The organism is Rheinheimera sp. NSM, from assembly GCF_052380015.1.
Classification (GTDB): Bacteria; Pseudomonadota; Gammaproteobacteria; order Enterobacterales; family Alteromonadaceae; genus Alishewanella.
The window spans coordinates 553,111-568,198 of record NZ_JBQTCI010000002.1; the positions used below are offsets into that span (position 1 = coordinate 553,111).

A 15,088-nucleotide genomic window follows, 5' to 3' on the forward strand; every position below is an offset into this window, starting at 1 on the left:
GTCGTCTGTAGTTAACACCGGCGGGTGCCGGTGGTTAACTACAACGCGTATTATTCCACGCCGATAAAACCACCGGTTTGGTGCGCCCACAGCTGAGCGTAAATACCGCCGCTGTTAATCAGCTCACTGTGCGTACCTTGCTCGACAATATTACCCTGATCCAGCACGATTAAGCGGTCCATCTGCGCTATCGTAGACAAACGGTGAGCGATGGCGATCACAGTTTTGCCGGCCATCAGGGTGTTTAAACTGGCCTGAATGGCCGCTTCCACTTCGGAATCCAGCGCAGAGGTGGCCTCATCCAGAATTAAAATCGGCGCGTTCTTAAGCAATACACGGGCTATAGCAATGCGCTGACGCTGGCCGCCGGATAATTTTACCCCGCGTTCGCCCACCTGGGCATCAAAGCCGACGTTGCCTTTGGGGTCGGTTAAATCACTGATAAAGTCACTGGCTTCGGCTTGCTCTGCCGCTAACTGTAATTCTGCTTCCGTGGCATCCGGCTTACCATAGGCTATATTGTCACGCACTGAACGGTGTAGCAGGGAGGTATCCTGGGTTACCATAGCTATATGTTGGCGCAGGCTTTCCTGGTTTACCTGGCTGATATCCTGGCCATCGATCAGAATTTTGCCGCTTTCGACATCGTAAAAGCGCAGTAATAAATTTACCAGCGTAGATTTACCGGCGCCGGAGCGGCCGACCAAACCCACTTTTTCACCCGGTTTAATCTGCAGGTTTAACTGTTGCAGCACCGGCGCTTTGCCATTGTCGCTGCCGGCTTTGCCGTAGTTAAAACAGACATTATTAAAGCTGATAGCGCCGTGCTGTACCTGCAGCGGTTTGGCATCAATAACATCCAATACCTGCGCCGGCTGCGACAGGGTGGTGATGCCATCAGCCACAGTGCCGATATTTTCAAACAGGCTGCTGACTTCCCACATGATCCACTGTGCCATGCCGTTTAAGCGCAGCGATAAACTCACCGCGATAGCAATAGCGCCAACGCTGATGGCGCTTTCAGCCCATAAGTAAATGGATAAGGCCGCGATGGCGAATACCAAAAAGTAGTTCAGTGTTTGCACTGACACACTTAACCCGGTAGCCAAACGCATCTGGCGGTATACCGGTTTTAAAAACACTTCCATGCTGTCTTTGGCGTAGGCTTCTTCACGGTTAGTGTGCGAAAACAGCTTAATAGTGGTGATATTGGTGTAGCTGTCGACAATACGACCGGTCATTTCCGAGCGGGCATCGGCCTGGCGGGTAGAAGCCGCTTTTAAGCGTGGTACAAAGTAAAACTGCATAGCAATATAAATGGCCAGCCATACCAGCATCGGAATAATCAGTCGCAAGTCAGCATCGGCGATAAAAAATAACATAGAGCCAAAATACACCAAGATGTACACCATCACATCCAGCAGTTTCATTACGGTTTCACGCACCGCCAGCGAAGTTTGCATTACCTTGGTAGCAATACGGCCGGCAAAATCGTTCTGATAAAAGCTGATACTTTGCCGCAGCAGATAACGGTGTGCCAGCCAGCGGATAGACATAGGGTAGTTGCCCAGTAACGTCTGGTGCACGATAGCGGCATGAAAAAAGCTTAGTGCCGGCAGCAATATTACTGTCACCACTGCCATTTTTATTAAAGTGGCGCGCTCGCTGGTAAATAAGGCTTCGGGTTCATTCTGCACCAGCCAATCGACTAACTGGCCCATAAAGCTGAACAGTGACACCTCTAGCATCGCCAGCAGGGCAGTGCTTATTGACATCAGAATAAGCGATGTTTCCATGCCTTTGGTGTAATGCCGGCAAAACGCCAGTATGCCTTGGGGAGGTTGGCTGGGCTCGACGGCCGGAAAGGGCTTAATAATACGTTCGAAAAAACTTAACATGAAAGAGTACCCATAGCAGAAAGAGCGGCTATTGTAGCCGGTTTATTTAAAATTGCATGGCTGCTGCGCCGGTTAGCCGGATTTTATCGGTATTGACATTAGCCGCATCTGAGCGTGATTTTTTGTGATACTATCACAATATCGTCGCGTCAACCGTTACACAGGCTGCTATAATGCCTGCAACAGGTTAGCTTGAATTACACCTGTATTGGCCCAATAAAGTTTGCGCTGTAGCCAATAAAGCTTGCGCTGTGTAAGTGCGGCCGTTATCTGAGAAGTCATGATGAAATTAAAACTTGTAACCTCAACCTTGTTGCCAACCCCTTTTGCCGAATTTCGCTTGCATGGCTTTGAGGCGCCCAATGGCAAAGAGCATGTCGCATTAACCCTGGGCGATGTGACTACGGCTGAGCCGGTACTGGCGCGGGTGCATTCTGAATGTTTAACCGGTGATGCGCTGTTTAGCCTGCGCTGTGATTGCGGTCCGCAGTTAGAAGCAGCGATGCGTAAAATTGCCGATCTGGGCCGCGGTTGTATTCTGTATTTACGCCAGGAAGGCCGCGGCATTGGCCTGATCAATAAAATTCGCGCCTATGCCGAGCAGGACAAAGGCCTGGATACGGTAGAAGCGAATGAAATTCTGGGTTTTTTACCGGATATGCGTGAGTACGATATAGCGGCGCAAATGTTTGAGCAATTAGGTATTGGCCAGGTACGCCTGCTTACCAACAACCCGCGTAAGCTTAAAGCCTTAACCGATGCCGGCGTGAATGTGTTAGAGCGGGTACAGCACCGGGTAAAAACCACCGCCCACAGCCACCGTTATTTGGCCACTAAGGCCAGCAAACTGGGGCATTTGCCTTAAGCTGCCGCATACTAAGCAGCAAGATACGGATTTAACGGCGGCTGTGGTATTATAGCCGCCGTTTTTCATCTGACTTTTGCTACAGGACACTATCTTGACCAACAACGACGTACTGCGCAGCCTGCGCTACACGCTAAATGCCCCTAACCACGGCATGATAGCCATTTTTGCCTTAACCAATGTCACGGTAACAAAAGAGCAGGTGATGGCCTGGCTGGAATCTGATGAAAGCGAAGACTTTGCCTTAATCAGCGATGTGTTGCTGGCCGGGTTTCTTAATGGCGTAATTATCCAGCGTCGCGGTGCCAAAGACGGTGTTATTCCGGAGCCGGAAACCAAGCTGAATTACAATATTATTTTGCGTAAACTAAAAATTGCTTTTGATCTGAAAGATGATGACATTTTAGCCCTGTTAGAGGGCGCAGATTTCCGTTTAAGTAAGCATGAGCTCAGTGCGTTTTTCCGCCGGCCGGATCATAAACACTATCGTGCCTGCCAGGAACAAGTGTTGCGCTATTTTCTGCGTGGTATTTCACAGAAATTCCGTCCTGCTGCCAGCTGATCCCGACACAAAGTTAATGTTATACTGCAGGCACTTATTGCCGAGTGTCTGCCGTTATGATCCCAAAGCTTAATCCCGAACTCGCGCTGGATGCCAGCATTGTCGCTTTCAGTAAAGCCTTAGTTGCCGCCGGTTTTAGCGGTGATATCGAAACCAGTTATGGCAGCCGTTTAGCCGTTGCTACTGATAACAGCGTGTATCAGGCCTTACCGCAAGCAGTATTGCTGCCCAAGTCTACTGACGATCTGGTTATTCTGACCTCACTGGCGCAAACGTCGAGCTTCTCGCATATTAAATTCAGCCCGCGCGGCGGCGGTACCGGCACGAACGGCCAGGCCCTGACTGAACATGTAGTGGTGGATTTATCGCGCCATATGCGCAACATTCTGGAAATTAACGTTGAGCAGCGCTGGGTGCGGGTGCAGGCCGGGGTAATTAAAGATCAACTGAATGCCTTTTTAAAACCTTACGGCTTTTTCTTCGCGCCGGATTTATCCACTTCTAACCGCGCTACTATTGGCGGTATGGTAAATACCGATGCCTCAGGTCAGGGCTCTTTGGTGTACGGCAAAACCAGCGATCACGTGTTAGCGTTAAAAACGGTACTTATTGACGGCAATATACTAAAAACGCACAAAATGGCCACCTTTGAAGCCGAGCATCGTGCCGAGCAGCCCAACAGCATCGGCCGTATTTACCGTCAGGTGCTCGATAGCTGTCGTGACTTCCGGCCACAAATTCTGGCCAAATTTCCACGCTTAAACCGCTTTTTAACCGGTTACGATTTAGAGCATGTGTTTAATGACGATTTAACCGAGTTTGATTTATCGCGCATTATTACCGGCTCGGAAGGCTCATTAGGCTTTGTCGTTGAAGCCAAACTGAATATCACGCCAATTGCCAAATATAAATGTCTGGTTAACGTGAAGTACGACAGCTTTGCAAGCGCGCTGCGTAACGCGCCGTTTCTGGTGGCGGCAGAGGCAACGTCGGTTGAAACCGTCGACAGCAAAGTACTGAGTTTAGCCCGCGCCGATATTATCTGGCATCAGGTAAAGGATCTGATCACCGATGTTCCCGGCATTGAAATGCAGGGGCTGAACATGGTGGAGTACAACAGCGAACAGCAAAGCGACATTGAGCAGAAAATTGCGGCGTTAACCGCGCGGTTGGATGACGCCATTGCTAACAAAACCGATGGCATTATTGGTTATCAGCTAACCTACGATAACGCTGCTATTGGTAATATTTATGCGATGCGCAAAAAGGCGGTGGGCTTGTTGGGTAATACCGCCGGCCGGCAAAAACCGATTGCCTTTGCTGAAGATACCGCGGTACCGCCGCAAAATCTGGCCGATTTTATTATGGAGTTTCGTGCACTGCTTGACAGCCATGGCTTACATTACGGCATGTTCGGCCATGTTGATGCCGGTGTGTTACATGTGCGTCCTGCGCTGGATTTATGCGATCCGGCGCAAGAGCAACTACTGCGCACTATCTCCGATCAGGTGGTGGCACTTACCGCCAAATATGGTGGCTTAATGTGGGGCGAGCATGGCAAGGGCTATCGCAGTGAATACGGCCCTGCATTTTTCGGCGATGAGCTGTTTACTGAGCTGCGCAAAATTAAAGCCGCCTTTGACCCGCGCAACAGAGTCAACCCCGGCAAAATTTGTACGCCGTTTAACAGTGCGGACAGCTTAGTGTCGGTAGATGGCCAAAAGCGCGCCTGGTTTGACCGGCAAATTCCGCTGGCCGTTAAAGACAGCTTTGACAGTAGTTTAAACTGCAACGGCAACGGCCTGTGTTTTAATTACGAAGAAAACTCGCCGATGTGTCCGTCGAGCAAAGTTACTAAAGATCGACGCCACAGCCCTAAAGGCCGCGCCGGTTTAATGCGAGAATGGTTACGCCTAACCGAAATGCAAGGCATGGATGTACTGGCGCAGGAGCAGCAACTGCTGCAACAATCCGGCACTATCAAAGGCTTATGGCAGCGTATGCAGAATACGCTGGCAAAACGGCGCGGTGAGCAGGATTTCTCGCACGAAGTGATGGATGCTATGGAGGGCTGTCTGGCCTGTAAAGCCTGCGCCGGTCAATGCCCGGTTAAAGTTGACGTGCCATCCTTTCGGGCAAGGTTTTTACAACTGTACCACAGTCGTTATTTGCGCCCGGCAAAAGATTATATTGTCGCTAATATTGAGCGTACAGCGCCCTTGCTCGCCAAAACGCCGGCACTGGTTAACTTTATGCTAAAACGCCGGGTTACTGCTGCGGTGCTGAAAAAAACGTTCGGTTATGTGGATACGCCGTTATTGTCGGTGCCAACATTAGCGCAGCAGTTAGGTGAGCGTTATCGTCTTGATTTAACAGCATTGCAGCAGCAAAGTGCTGAGCAGCGTGAGCGCACTGTATTGCTGGTGCAAGATCCCTTTACCAGCTTTTATGAAGCAGAGTTGGTGGCAGATGCACTGCGCTTACTGGAAAAGCTCGGCTTTAACCCGATATTGCTGCCATTTTTACCCAATGGCAAACCGCAGCATGTAAAAGGCTTTTTGCGCGAATTTGCTAAAACCGCGGCTACCGCCGCTGCATTCTTTAATCAATTGCAGTCACTTGGTATTCCAATGTTAGGCCTGGATGCATCTTTGGTGCTGGTATACCGCGACGAGTACAACAAAGCCCTGGGCGATAAGCGTGGTGACTTTAATGTACAGCTGCTGCACGAATGGCTGGTACAGCAAAGCTTACCGCAGGTAAGTAACAGCGCTGACTTTGCCTTACTGGCGCATTGCACCGAGAAAACGGCGTTGCCGGCAACCGAGCAAGCCTGGCAGCACATATTCAGCCGGGCCGGGCTGAGTTTAAAGCCGGTAAGCGTAGGCTGCTGTGGTATGGCGGGCACTTACGGCCATGAAGCGCAAAATCTGGATAACAGCAAAGCGCTGTTTGATATGAGCTGGCGTGCTCCGGTTGAGCAGTTTGGTACTGAGCGAATTCTGGTAACCGGTTTTTCCTGTCGCAGCCAGGTTAAACGGCTGGTGGGGGACAAACCGAAACATCCGCTGCAGGCATTGTTGGCAGCGTTATAACCGTTTTTAAGCAGCGAAACTTAAACATAAAAAAATCCGCCGAAGCGGATTTTTTGTTTTGCAGCTGTTAAGCGCTGATTATCAGAACTTATAAGTACCTTTTAAGTACCAGTAGCCGCCGTTAATGCCCATAGGCGAGGTTTCATAGTACTTAGCACCAAAGGCGCCATTTGGCTCGCCAACAGCACTCAGATTAAGCCGTTCCGGTTTAGTATCAAAGATGTTTTGTGCACCTGCTGATACGATAAAGGCGTCATTGATAAAGTAACTGACTTCAGCATCAAAGGTTACCTTAGCACTGGCATTAACCTCTGTACCCGGCGAGCCTGGTGTACCCACCCAGTCTACGTGCACGCCCTGGTATTCACCATAGTAGTTGCTGCGGACAAACATTGAGATATCATCCCAGCTTTGTGACCAGGTAAACGTGGCGCGGTGATTGGGTAAATCGTTTTCCAGTCGTGAGACTTTATCTAAACCGGTAATAGCGGTAGCGCTGTCAACTTCGGTTTTGTTCCAGTTATACGCCAGGTTGAAACTGCTGCGGCCTTGCAATAAATTGGTGGAATAGCTGGCCACAAAGTCTATACCTTGCGTTGTAGTATCAAAGTCATTGGTAAAGAAGCTTACCTGCTGAATGGAATCAACGTTTTTCACGCCGGCAGCACGCAGCGCCTCTCTGTTAGCGTCAGTTAAATTGATTTTACTGGATTGACTGATGCGATCGTCAACCTGAATAAAGTAATAATCCAACGTAAAGAAGAAATCTCCCGGGGTATAAACCAGGCCACCGGCAAAGCTTTTTGACTCTTCAGGCGTTAGTTCAGTACCGCCCAATTCGACGGAGACAGGGTTAGTTGGAGGCAGTAAAGCGGAGTCAACCAGTACGCCGGAAGACAGGTTAGTTTGCACGTTACTGACATTTGCCTGACCTACAGTCGGCGCACGGAAACCGGTGCTGTGAGAATAGCGCATTGCCAAATCATCAGTCAGGCGGAACTGTGCGGTTAATTTGTAGTTTAATGTATCACCGAAAGTATCGTAGTCTTCATAGCGCAGAGCAAAGCCCAACAGTATGTCTTCTGTTACGTCAGCTTCAATATCGCTGTAAACAGCGTAGTTGCGACGCGAATAAACGCCGGCATCTTCCGGTTTAAAGCCCGGGAAACCATTCGAGCCAATGCTGAAGCCCTGGTCTACCAAAGGGCCTACCTGAAACGACGCTACATCACCGGATACAACTTCGAAAGATTCTTCCGTCCACTGAGCACCAAACGCCAGGGTAAGATCCTCATATAAGCCAACCGGCAAATATTTAACAAAGTCGGCGTTGAAGGTTTTTTCCAACTGGATGTATTTACCCGGATTAAACTCAGTAGGGGAATCCGGACCAAGTGAGGCGTTAATGGTGTTGGTCATTTTGTAGGTTGATTCATTCCGGCCTACTGTACCGCTGAAATCGTATAAAATTTCATCTAGCCAGCCGCCTTTGAACTCGCCCTTGGTGCCAATTGATAATGAGGTATCAGTAATATTACCGCCAAATGTTGGCGTAAAGCCGCCGGGGAACATTTCATTAAAGGCAAAACAGTTTCTGCCTACTTCTGTGTTAGGGTCAGCGATCAGCAGGTAGTCCGGCTGTGTTAGTACGTTAGCAGTGGTGATATTTACCGTAGGGCAGGCAATATTGGGATCTAACTGCGCTACCAGCAGAGTTTCACCTTCGTCATTGGAGAATACACCCGGCCGGTTGTGTGGATTACGATAGTAAAAACCGCCTGTTACATCACGCTCGGAGTAGTTACCAAACATATAGGCTTCACGTCCGTTGCCTAAATCTAAACCGGCATTAGCAAAGATAGTAATATCGTCTTTAATTTCCGGTGAGCCCCAAATCTGAGCTATGGGGGCAATGGCCGTATTGCCGGCGTCGGCAAACGCCTGCGCGTCCGGACGCTGTACGCTGCGGCTGGTAGCATCCACATTTTTGTATTGCATACTCAGGTTTACGAAACCATCGGTGGTTAAAGGCATACCAATGTTTGCGGCAATTTCAGTTGAAGTACCATCGCCTTCATAGGTTTCGCCTTGTTTAACTTCGATACTGCCGCCTTCCGAAGCATCTTTCAACACAAAGTTGATAACACCGGCTATAGCGTCAGAGCCATATTGTGCTGCAGCGCCATCGCGCAGCACTTCAACTTGCTTTACCGCAATACCCGGAATAACGGACAAATCAGCGCCCTGAGCACCATCGTTAATGCCGCCGCCCAAAAAAGCAATAACAGAGGCTTTGTGACGGCGCTTACTGTTTATCATTATCAGAGTACTGTCAGCAGATAAGCCGCGTAAGTTAGCCGGACGGATTAACGTAGCCGCATCGCTTATCGGGTTTGAGTGAACATTCAGCGACGGCACAGTGGTACTGATTAAATTCAGCATATCGCTGTTACCGTTCTTGCTTAACTCCTCGCCACCGATAATATCAACCGGCACCGGAGAATCACCAATAGAGCGTGGAGCCGAGCGACTGCCTACTACGGCTATCTTTTCTACTGCCTGCTCTTTCGCCGCCGGAGCTTGTTCTTCTTGTGCCACTGCTGTCGCGCTGATGCCAAACGACAATGACGCAGCCAGTGCAAACTTAACTGCGCGCGCAACCGGATTGTAGTTGTTAGGATTTTTCATAGTTTTTTCCTGGATTAAGTTTTATTTATCTGGCGCTTATGCTTTTGTTTTTACGCCTTAATAACCATATGAGATTACGGCGCCGTTGTCTATCGTATATTTCTGGCATTTCGTCTCCGGTTTAGGTAATTGCATTCGATTGCAGGCAAAAAAACAGATTGCAGCTAAGCGGAAAACTGATTTATAACTGCATGATGTTTTTCACGCGGACAGCAAAGTGCACATTACCGAACTTACCTCTGCTTTTTTTCCTGCCGTTATCAAGCTGGCCAATCAGATCCACGGCGATAATTACCTGAGCCTCAATAGCCTGGCGCAGATGCAACAACAAGGCATTACACAGGGTATTAATGCCAGTTTTGTTGCGCTGGATGCAGAGCAGCAGGTTGTCGGCTACCGGTTGAGTTTTGCGGCCGGACAGTGGCAACCGGATCAGTGGTGCAGTGAGGCGCTGTGGCCGGTTCAGGCAGCAAAGATGGCTTATTTTAAATCGGTGGGCGTAAGCCAGGCACAGCGCGGCAAAGGTGTAGCGTCAGCTTTGCTGAACATTTCTGTTGCCGCACTTTGCCGCCAGGGCGCAACAGCCGGTTTGGCCCATATCTGGCGGGAGAGCCCGGGTAACGCGGCACAGCGTTACTTCAGCCATGCCGGTGCTACTTTAGTGAAAATTCATCCTAAGCGCTGGCGGCATTTATCTGAAACTGTGGGCTACCACTGCCCGGTGTGCGGCGCCTTATGCAACTGCAGTGCTGCAGAAATGGTGCTGTTGTTTCCTGAGGCAGAACACCCTGAGACAGAACATAATGTATGATCCGCTGCTCGACCGCAATATTGGCGCCAGCCAGGCCTATCCGGATTCTTATTGGGCGCAGCACACTGACATAGCTGCCCCGACTGTGCCTTTGCAGCAGGACTTGCGCAGCGATGTGGTAATTGTCGGTGGCGGCTACACTGGCCTGAGCTGTGCTTATCAGCTGGCAACACGCTTTAACCGCGAAGTAACCGTACTGGAAGCTAACCAGGCAGGTTGGGGCTGCAGTGGCCGCAATGCCGGCTTTGTGCTGCGCGGCACCGGGCGGTTGGGTCTGGCGCAACTGATACAGCGTTTTGGCGCAGAGTGCGCCGGCTTATTTCATCAGGAATACGGCGTGGCTATTGCACAGGTTAAGCAGATGATATCGGCTGGTAATATCCGCTGTGACAGCCAGCCTGAAGGGTACTTAAAAGTCGCGCATAACGCCGCCATGGCGGCAGATCTGCCGGCCCAAGCGGCGTTTTTACAACGTCAGTTTGGTTATCAGGCAGAGTATGTATCGCCACAGCAGCTAAAGCGCGACTATATGCACAATGCACAAGCTTATGGCGCGATTAAATTCCCCGATTGTTTTGGTGTAAACCCGCTGGCTTTGGCACAGGGTTATGCCGCTATGGCACAGCAAAGCGGGGTACAGCTGTATACCGGCTCACCGCTGCTGAGTTGGCAACGTGAAACTGACGGTGGTTTTTTGCTGCAGACGCCAAAAGCACGGCTCCGTTGTAAACAACTGGTGCTGGCTACTAATGGTTATACACCCAAAGGCCTGTATCCGGCGTTAAACCGCGCCTGTTTGCCGGTGCTCAGCAGTATTATTGTTACGCAGGGGCTCACGCCGGCGCAACTGGAGCAAAGTGGTTTACAGCATACGCAGCTGGTAATGGATACACGGGCGTTGAAATACTACTACCGTAAATTACCGGATAACCGCATTTTATTTGGCGGGCGCAGTGCGGTGTACGGCAAGGATGCCGAAAAAGCGGTGTATCCGGCTCGTCTGTTGGCGGCATTAAAAGCCTGTTTTCCGATGTTGGCCGATTTACGCTGTGACTATCACTGGAGCGGTTGGGTGGCCGTGTCCTATGACGACTTACCGCGGATATGCGAAGCTGAACCCGGGCTGTTTTACGCTGCCGGTTATTGCGGTAGTGGTGTGTCGTTCAGCACCCTGGCCGGTGTGAGGCTGGCGGAATTAGCCACCGGTGTTGCTGTACCACCGCTGCCGATATATCAAAGCCGGTTGGCGCCATTTCCGCTACCGGCGTTCAGACGGCTTGGTCAGCAGGGTTACTATCAGTGGGGCCGTTTTAAAGATCGCTTTCTGTAATAATCCGCAATAAAAAGCCCGGCTGAACCGGGCTTAAATTTGTTAAAACGTGGCCCTGAGACCAAGTGTTATAGCCCGACCAGGCAGCGGCGCATCGGCTTTGATAAACGAGCTGTGCACAAAGCCCAGCTCGTTGGTCAGGTTAGTGGCGCGTACAAATGCCGTCATATCCAGCTGCGACAAGCTAAAGTCGTAATTCAGGCTGGCATCGAGCAGGGTATAAGCTTTGGTTGGCGTTTCGTTGGCAGCCACCTTGTTCTGCTTAGCGTAACGCGTTACACCAATATCAGCACTCCAGCTGATGCCTGAATACTGATAGCCTAAACCGGTTTTGTACGGTGGAATACGCGGCAGGTAATCGCCACCGTCCAGCTTGGCGCGCACGGTATCAATAAACACATTCAACGATTGCGCAGGGTCCAGCCGGTAGCGTGCTTCAAACTCCAGCCCGTATAAGGTTGCATCCTGCTGCTGATACTGATAAACCGCAAAGCTTTCATGTGCTTCATGCTCTGCGTCGTCGTGTTCCTCTTCATGCTCGTCGTGGGCTAAATCTTCCATGGTCAGGCCGGTATCAGCCAGGTACAGGTAGTTATGCACCTTGTTGTAGAAGAAGTTATAGGTAAAGCTCAGATCACCTTTAAAACTGCGAAAGGTGATATCGATGTTGTTGGCGGTTTCTTTTTCCGGCTTCTGCTGTGACAACTCAATTTCGCCATCGTGCAACTGATACAGCATGCCTAATTCATAGCTGCTGGTTGCGATGTGGGCACCGTTTGCATACAGCTCTGCTGCGCCTGGTGCGCGCTCTGAGCGGCTAAGTGCCAGCGCCCAGGAAAAGCCCGGCACAAATTCCCAAACCAAACCGGCCGAAGCACTTAGTGACGTAAAGCTGTTAGTCAGGCCATTAATGCTATCAGCATCATGGCTCAACGCTATTGCACCGGCTTGATGTTTAGTATGTTCGATCCGGCCACCTAACTGGGCAGAAATATTGCCAAACTGCTTCTCTTCCAGCACAAATACGGCTTGCGACAAAGTGTCGCTATCGGGCGTAAAGGCTTCTTCGCCAAAAGCACGGTAATCCGCACGTTGCAGGTGATAGCCTGCCAGACCATGCCAACCGCCGAGCTCTTCATGCTCCAGGCTGACACGGCTCTCCAACGCTTTATTCTTAAAGGTTGTGCCGACGCTACCGGCTTCAATTTCCTGATGCTGATAGTCGGTGTAAGCCGCATTAAACGATAAAGTTTCAATACCGGAAAACGGTGTATACCATTCACCGGCCATGCTAATGCGGTTTTGCTTTAACTTAGCAAAGACATTTTCGTCAGCATGCATATGCTCATCTTCATGCTCATCGTCATGTTCTTCTTCGTGTTCATCGGCATGGTGATGATGGCCGGGAATGCCATAATCAGATTCTAACCGGCCAATGCTGATGCCGAATAAGCCGCGGTTACCGATATAGCTGACACCGCCGTTTATAGCTTTACTTTGTGTCCATGAATTTTCTAACGTGGTAAGGGTTTCGCCTTCGTCGTTAGTGAAGCGGGGCACGTCATAGTTCGAGGCATCACGGTTAAAGCCATCAAAGTGCCAGGCGATATTATCGCTACTGCCTTCGTGGTTCAGCGCTATGGTTTTTTCATCTGACGCATCAACATAACGGCTTTCCAGTTTGGTTTCGCTGCTTGCGCGTAACTGGCGCGGAATACGGTTGTCTACCACGTTAATGACGCCGCCGATGGCACCGCTGCCGTACAGCAGGGTTGCAGGGCCGCGCAGGACTTCAATTTGTTGCGCGGTAATGGCATCAGCGCTGATGGCATGGTCCGGGCCGATGCGTGATACATCTGCCGTATCCAGGCCATTATTTAAAATACGCACACGCGGGCCGTCCAGGCCGCGGATCACCGGGCTTGATGCAACCGGGCCGTAATAATTGGCGTGTACGCCGGGCTCATATTTCAGGGTTTCGCCAATGGTTGGCTCGGTGCGCCGGCTTAATTCTTCACCGGTCAGCACAGATACCGGAGTGGCCATCTCCAGGTTGTATTTATGAATACCGGAGGCGGCAACCACAATGCGCTCAATACCGCCTGGTGCCAGATTGATATTTAGCTCCGGCCGGGCCGGCGTTACGGTAACAAAGCTGTCGCCATAACCGGCAGCCGAGATATGCAACTCAGCATTGGCAGGGGCCTGAATACTGAAGCGACCCAGCTCGTCGGCATACACATATTGCTGGCGGCCATGAATATGCACGCGGGCGTTTTTCAGCGGTTGGCCCTGATTGTCGGTAATAACTCCGCTGTAACGTTGGGCCGCTTCTTGTGCTGACACACTAAACGCCAAACCAACCAGGCTGGCTAACAGGCTGTAACGTGGCAAAGCAGATAAACTGCGCATTCGGCTTCCTTTTAATTATTGCATTCGTGATGTTATAACATTTTACAGGATTATCCTGCTGCAGCAAGTCACCTTAGCTGTGACAGGATAAAACGGCGCCGCGGCGCGATTAACTGCTGGCATAGGGCTGCACTAAGTTATTAGAATGCAACTTATTGAAATCGGTGTTGTTACAGAGCAGGTTTAACGTTATGAGTTTTTGGCCGGAGTTTATGTTAATTGCATTAGTACATTTGATGGCGGTGGCCAGCCCCGGGCCGGATTTTGCCATAGTGCTGCGCTATGCTGTGCGTTTTGGCCGGCCACAAGCGCTGGCGGCCAGTGTCGGCATTGGTGCAGCAATACTGTTGCATGTTACCTGGTCGTTAGTGGGTATAGCGGTGCTTATCCAAACCACCCCCTGGTTATTCAAGGCATTAAGTTTGGCTGCTGCGGCCTATTTGGCTTATATCGGCATACTGGCGCTGCGCAGCAAAGCGCCGGCACATCCGGAGCAAACCAGTGCCGGCAGTGCAGACGAGGCGGCGCCCTCTGCCGGTAAAGCTTTTACTGCCGGTTTTATTACCAATGGCTTAAACCCGAAAGCAACCTTGTTCTTTTTATCGTTGTTTGCGGTCATTATTTCGCCGCTTACGCCACTTTCTTACAAAATTACCTACGGTGTTTATATGTCTGTCGCCACTGCAGCCTGGTTCTGTATGTTATCTGTGGTGTTAACCCACACTAAAGTAAGAGGTTTTTTACTGTTAAAGGGCTACTGGTTTGACCGCTTAATGGGTTTGCTATTGTTGGCACTGGCTATGCATTTGGTAGTGACCAGTATTAACAGCTAAACTCTGCTTACGCCAGGCAGAGTCTGGTTTAGTGGGGTTGCTATCATGCAAATGGCCAGCAAGGTAATAAAGCTGGATCTGCAATACAGTTGCGAAGCCAGCCATGTTTATCAGCAACAACGGCATTATGTCTCCCCCTGGCAGGGCGAGAGTGCTGAACATTTTGCCAAACGCTTATTGGCTTATCTTAGCTTGTACGAGCAACACCCCGGTTTTGCTAAAGATGACTCCGGCGGTAAAGCGCCTGACTTGTATATTCAGGATCAACAACAGCATTTCCAACTCTGGTGCCAACTGGAGTTGGTGGCTGAAAAACGCCTGCTGCGCGCCTCACACCTGGCGGATCAATTGTTGCTGGTATTGGACGAACAGGAAACCACAAAAGCACAGCATAACGATTGGCTGGCTAATCAGCGTATTTTCACCCTTAGTTCGGCGCAGTTGGCAGAGTTTTGCCTGATGTTAAAAAGCCATATGAAACTCAGCGTGTGGCGTGAAGAGCCGCTGTTATCCATTACCGACGGTGAGCATTTATTGCAGCTGAACCTTACGGCCCTGCTGGAAAAACCACATTAATGTTGTGGCCTTGCCTTA

10 protein-coding genes are annotated in these 15,088 nt (G+C 50.4%); 7 read left to right on the forward strand and 3 right to left on the reverse strand.

Features of this window, described 5'->3' with window-relative positions; genetic code table 11:
- Nucleotides 1-50: 50 nt before the first annotated feature.
- Nucleotides 51-1,898, reverse strand: coding sequence for an ABC transporter ATP-binding protein (locus ACTZWV_RS08335; RefSeq protein WP_444786104.1), 1,848 nt, complete (start codon nt 1,896-1,898; stop codon nt 51-53).
- A gap of 283 nt (nt 1,899-2,181) precedes the next feature.
- Between ACTZWV_RS08335 and ribA the strand changes: the two genes are divergently transcribed.
- The 3 genes from ribA (at nt 2,182) to ydiJ (ending at nt 6,420) form a co-directional block, all read left to right on the forward strand.
- Complete coding sequence (gene ribA, locus ACTZWV_RS08340) at nt 2,182-2,763, forward strand: GTP cyclohydrolase II (protein ID WP_173500814.1); 582 nt, start codon at nt 2,182-2,184, stop codon at nt 2,761-2,763.
- Between the two features lie 94 nt (nt 2,764-2,857).
- A complete protein-coding gene (locus ACTZWV_RS08345; protein WP_444786105.1) occupies nt 2,858-3,325 on the forward strand; it encodes a DUF1456 family protein in 468 nt (155 codons plus the stop codon).
- Nucleotides 3,326-3,381: 56 nt separating this feature from the next.
- Nucleotides 3,382-6,420, forward strand: coding sequence for a D-2-hydroxyglutarate dehydrogenase YdiJ (ydiJ, locus tag ACTZWV_RS08350; RefSeq protein WP_444786106.1), 3,039 nt, complete (start codon nt 3,382-3,384; stop codon nt 6,418-6,420).
- An 81-nt stretch (nt 6,421-6,501) separates the two neighbouring features.
- On the opposite strand, the gene ACTZWV_RS08355 is transcribed toward ydiJ, so the two are convergent.
- Entirely contained in the window at nt 6,502-9,108 is a 2,607-nt protein-coding gene (locus ACTZWV_RS08355) for a TonB-dependent receptor plug domain-containing protein (protein ID WP_444786107.1), read from the reverse strand.
- A gap of 217 nt (nt 9,109-9,325) precedes the next feature.
- Here ACTZWV_RS08355 and ACTZWV_RS08360 point away from each other — a divergent pair, with 217 nt between their 5' ends.
- A complete protein-coding gene (locus ACTZWV_RS08360) occupies nt 9,326-9,919 on the forward strand; it encodes a GNAT family N-acetyltransferase (RefSeq protein WP_444786108.1) in 594 nt (197 codons plus the stop codon).
- Nucleotides 9,912-11,249 carry an NAD(P)/FAD-dependent oxidoreductase gene (locus tag ACTZWV_RS08365; protein ID WP_444786109.1) on the forward strand — a complete coding sequence of 446 codons (1,338 nt, stop codon included), beginning with the start codon at nt 9,912-9,914 and terminating at the stop codon, nt 11,247-11,249. The genes ACTZWV_RS08360 and ACTZWV_RS08365 overlap by 8 nt, the downstream gene beginning before the upstream one ends.
- A 42-nt stretch (nt 11,250-11,291) precedes the next feature.
- Here the strand turns inward: ACTZWV_RS08365 and ACTZWV_RS08370 are convergent, their stop codons facing one another.
- Complete coding sequence (locus ACTZWV_RS08370; protein ID WP_444786110.1) at nt 11,292-13,661, reverse strand: TonB-dependent receptor; 2,370 nt, start codon at nt 13,659-13,661, stop codon at nt 11,292-11,294.
- A 212-nt stretch (nt 13,662-13,873) separates the two neighbouring features.
- On the opposite strand from ACTZWV_RS08370, the gene ACTZWV_RS08375 reads away from it, so the two are divergent.
- Both ACTZWV_RS08375 and ACTZWV_RS08380 read left to right on the forward strand, forming a co-directional pair.
- Nucleotides 13,874-14,494 carry a LysE family translocator gene (locus ACTZWV_RS08375; protein WP_444786111.1) on the forward strand — a complete coding sequence of 207 codons (621 nt, stop codon included), beginning with the start codon at nt 13,874-13,876 and terminating at the stop codon, nt 14,492-14,494.
- A 45-nt stretch (nt 14,495-14,539) separates the two neighbouring features.
- Nucleotides 14,540-15,070: a YaeQ family protein gene (locus ACTZWV_RS08380; RefSeq protein WP_444786112.1), complete on the forward strand. Its 531-nt coding sequence runs from the start codon at nt 14,540-14,542 to the stop codon at nt 15,068-15,070.
- The last annotated feature ends 18 nt before the right edge of the window (nt 15,071-15,088 follow it).